Origin of the sequence: Leucobacter sp. G161, assembly GCF_001482305.1 — a bacterium.
Lineage (GTDB): Bacteria > Actinomycetota > Actinomycetes > Actinomycetales > Microbacteriaceae > Leucobacter.
In genome coordinates this window covers 1-3,361 of record NZ_LOHP01000101.1, presented here as the reverse complement: position 1 = coordinate 3,361, position 3,361 = coordinate 1, and the positions used below count along the sequence as shown (strand labels likewise).

Below are 3,361 nucleotides of genomic sequence, written 5' to 3'. Positions count from 1 at the left end.
CGCCTACCGGGCCGGTGGTGCCGGCCGGGCCGGTAGCTCCGGTTGATCCGGTAGCTCCGGGGGTGCCAGCACTACCAGGCTTGCCTGCAGCGCCGGTCTCGCCCTGCTCGCCGTCGGTGCCAGGTGTGCCTGGCGCACCTGGCGTGCCGGTTGTGGGCGCGGGCTGTGCGCTCGTTGCGTTGGTGAGTGCGGACGTCGCGACGGTGCCGCCGACTCCGCCTGCCAGACCGAGTGCGAGGGCGAGGGAAAGGACAGCGGTTGTATTGAGCGCGGGGGCGCCATCGGGGCGGGGCATCATTGTCTCCGGGGTTGGGTGGCACTGCGCAACACCGAATTTGTTCCGGACGCGCACGGGTATGCAACATCATAGCGACGCCCAAGGGTTGTCTGTGAGTGTCCGGTGCGTGTTCCAGCGGCGGCGGCCCGCGACACAGCGGGGCGGCGACGGCGCTCGCTACGCTGGTCGTGTGATTGACGACCCCACGCATGTTTCCACGGCGCTCAAACGGATTCAAGGATTCCTGCTGACGAGCGTGCGGCACGCGAGCCGTAGCGTGCGGTCATGGGACGTGGAGACGCATCGCGAGGACGAGCTCATCTGGTCAACGGCGGGTGTCGCCAGGGTGCGGGCCGGTGACTCGGTGTGGACGGTGCCGGCGCAGCGCGCGGTCTGGGTGCCGGGCGGCGTCCCGCACACGATTGAGACGTCGGCGGATTCGCTCTTTTATGCGACCTTCCTCGAGCCGGGGGTCGCCGCCCACCTGCCGCGGCACGCGATCATCGTCGAGCTCATTCCTGCCGTGCGGGAGCTGCTGTTGCTGAACGCCGCGGTTGATATGCCGGTGGAGACTCGGCTCAGGCTGCAGCGACTCGCCATTGAGCTGCTGCAGCCGAGCCCGGGCGCCCAGGTGGATCTGCGGCTCCCGGAGACGCCGCGCGTGCTGTTCGTCGCCGAGCAAATTCTGGAGGCGCCCGACGGCTCGGACACGACCGCTGACTGGGCGGATCGTGTCGGCATGCCCGCACGCGAACTGTCGCGCGCCTTCGTCGCGGAGACCGGGCTGTCGTTCACGCAGTGGCGGATCCGCGCCCGTGTGCGCGCCTCGCTCGTGCCGCTCGCATCGGGGCAGACGGTTGCCGCCACCGCGCGGAGCCTGGGCTACGCGAACCCGAGCACGTTCATCGAGCACTTCCGTTCGATTGTGGGGAGTACTCCCGCTGCCTACTTCACGGATCCGGAGCGCTCTCCGAAGGGCTGGTGACAGAAACCGGTACGAGTTGGGCACATAGCGGTATTTGACTTCGCTAGTGTTGGGGAAGTAAGGCAGACCTTACCAACATCGCATCAATGCCCAAAGGATTCACTGTGCAGCTCTCACTCGCCGTTGCTCCGTCCGCACCCTCGCGTGCGCTTCGACTCGGAAGCGAGATCTGAACCGTGGCAATTCCCTGCTCCCCGGCTCGCGTCACCGCGACCCGTAGGCTCACCCCACACATGATCCGCATCAGCTTCGAGGCTGTCGGTGACTGGCGCTGGTACCCGGGCGGTCACGGCGACGAGCGTGTCGACATCGCGATTCCGCGTCCGGGCGAGACCGAGGCAGACCTGTCAGTGTTCAACTCGCCCGAGTACGGCCGCGGCTGGGTCGGCGAGGAGCCGCCGTGGCGGCACTACACGGTGCGGGCGGTGCGTGACGGTGGTCGCCAGCTCGACATCGACTTCGTGGTGCATGATGGCGGCATCGCATCGAGCTGGGCGGAGCGCGCCGCACCGGGACACCTCATCGGCGTCTTTGGGGAGTTCGACGAAGACGACCACGGCGAGTCATCGTCGTACTACAACCCGCCAGCTGACGCCGGCTTCCAGCTGCTCGTCGCCGACGCGACAGGCCTGCCTGGGCTCGGCCGTGTGCTCGAAGAGCTGCAGCCAGCGACCCGCGCGGTCGCCATCATTGAGGTCGCAGACGACGCTGACATTCAGCAGCTCACCTCACCCGCCGACGTCACCCTCATCTGGCGCACGGGCACAGGTAACGGCTATGCGCCGAGCGTGCTCGCAGACGAGGTCGCCCAGATCGCCGACCCCGGCGAGCCCTGGTACGCATGGGTGGCGTGCGAGGCGGCGACGAGCCGCGCGATTCGTCGCGACCTCCGTACCCGGCTCGGCCTCGCCCGCGACCGGCATCACGCGATCGGGTTCTGGACGCAGAACGAATCGGGCGACCAGTCCGTCGACGTCGGCTGATGGGGAGGCCTCCGGCTGCACCGGTAAGCGCGACTGCGACGGCCGACGTCCCGAACCTGCTGCGGCTCGCCCTCACGAACGGGAAGCGCGATCGCACCCTCGCCGCCGCAACCGCTGGCCTCATGCTCCATCAGGCATGCGAGGCGGCGATCCCGATCCTCATCGGCATCGTCATCGACCGCGCGATCGCCCCGAACGATCTCGGCGGCCTGCTGCTCTGGCTCGGCGTGCTCGGCGCCGTGTTCCTCGTGCTCTCGCTGAGCTATCAGCGATCCGCACTCGCCATGGTAAGCGTGTACGGCTACGGCGAACACGACCTCAGGCTACTCGCCGCGCAGCGGGTGCTGCACCCGCGTGGCGTGCGCGCACGCCGGCACGCCGGCGAGGTGCTCTCGATCGCGACGAGTGACACCGGCCGAGTCGCGGGCATCTCGTGGAGCATCGCCCAGCAGGCCGCAACCCTCGCGGCGGTCGTCGCCGCGACTATCGCGCTGCTCATGATCTCCGTGCCGCTCGGCGCGGGCGTCGCGGTGGGCGCCGTGCTCGTGCTCGTACTCATGCAGTGGCTCGCCCGGCCCATCGAACGCGCCGGCGCCACCGAGCAGCGTGCCGTGGCGAGCGCGAGCGAGGTGGCCACCGACGCCGTCGCCGGGCTCCGCGTGCTGCACGGCCTCGGCGCCCAGAACGAGATGGTGCGCAGGTATCGGGCCGCGAGCACGGCGTCCCGCGACGCGAGCATCGCGGCGACTCGGCTCCTCGTCACCTACCAGTCGGTGAGCACGATGGTCTCCGTCGTCTACCTCGCCGTGCTCGCGCTCGCGGCCGGGTGGCTGGCGGTGCAGGGCCAGATCACGCCGGGCCAGCTCGTCACCGTCGTCGGGCTCGCGCAGTTCCTCCAGGGCGCGCTTGCGCACGTCGGCACGTTCGGCGCGAACTGGGCGCACAAGCGCGCGTCGGCCGTGCGGCTGCGCGGGCTCCTCGAGGAAGAATACGATCTCGCAGCAGGGGAGACCCCCGAGCTCGCGGTCACCGCGGGTCCAGCGCTCGCGCTCCTCGAGTGGGACGCCCCGAGCGGCGACACCCTCCGCGTGCACGCGGGCGACGGACTCGTCGGGG

General features: G+C 69.7%; 4 protein-coding genes. 3 read left to right on the top strand and 1 reads right to left on the bottom strand.

Features of this window, described 5'->3' with window-relative positions; translation table 11 throughout:
• The coding region (locus AUL38_RS17490) for a collagen-like protein (RefSeq protein WP_201023783.1) at positions 1 to 295 on the bottom strand (295 nt) is incomplete at its 3' end.
• A 172-nt stretch (positions 296 to 467) separates the two neighbouring features.
• On the opposite strand from AUL38_RS17490, the gene AUL38_RS16270 reads away from it, so the two are divergent.
• From AUL38_RS16270 to AUL38_RS16260, 3 genes are all read left to right on the top strand, one after another.
• Positions 468 to 1,262: an AraC family transcriptional regulator gene (locus AUL38_RS16270; RefSeq protein WP_201023782.1), complete on the top strand. Its 795-nt coding sequence runs from the start codon at positions 468 to 470 to the stop codon at positions 1,260 to 1,262.
• Between the two features lie 176 nt (positions 1,263 to 1,438).
• Positions 1,439 to 2,245: a siderophore-interacting protein gene (locus AUL38_RS16265; RefSeq protein WP_255355625.1), complete on the top strand. Its 807-nt coding sequence runs from the start codon at positions 1,439 to 1,441 to the stop codon at positions 2,243 to 2,245.
• Positions 2,245 to 3,361, top strand: a 1,117-nt coding sequence (locus tag AUL38_RS16260; protein ID WP_161937461.1) for an ABC transporter ATP-binding protein, incomplete at its 3' end; no start/stop codon positions are given. The genes AUL38_RS16265 and AUL38_RS16260, both read left to right, overlap by 1 nt.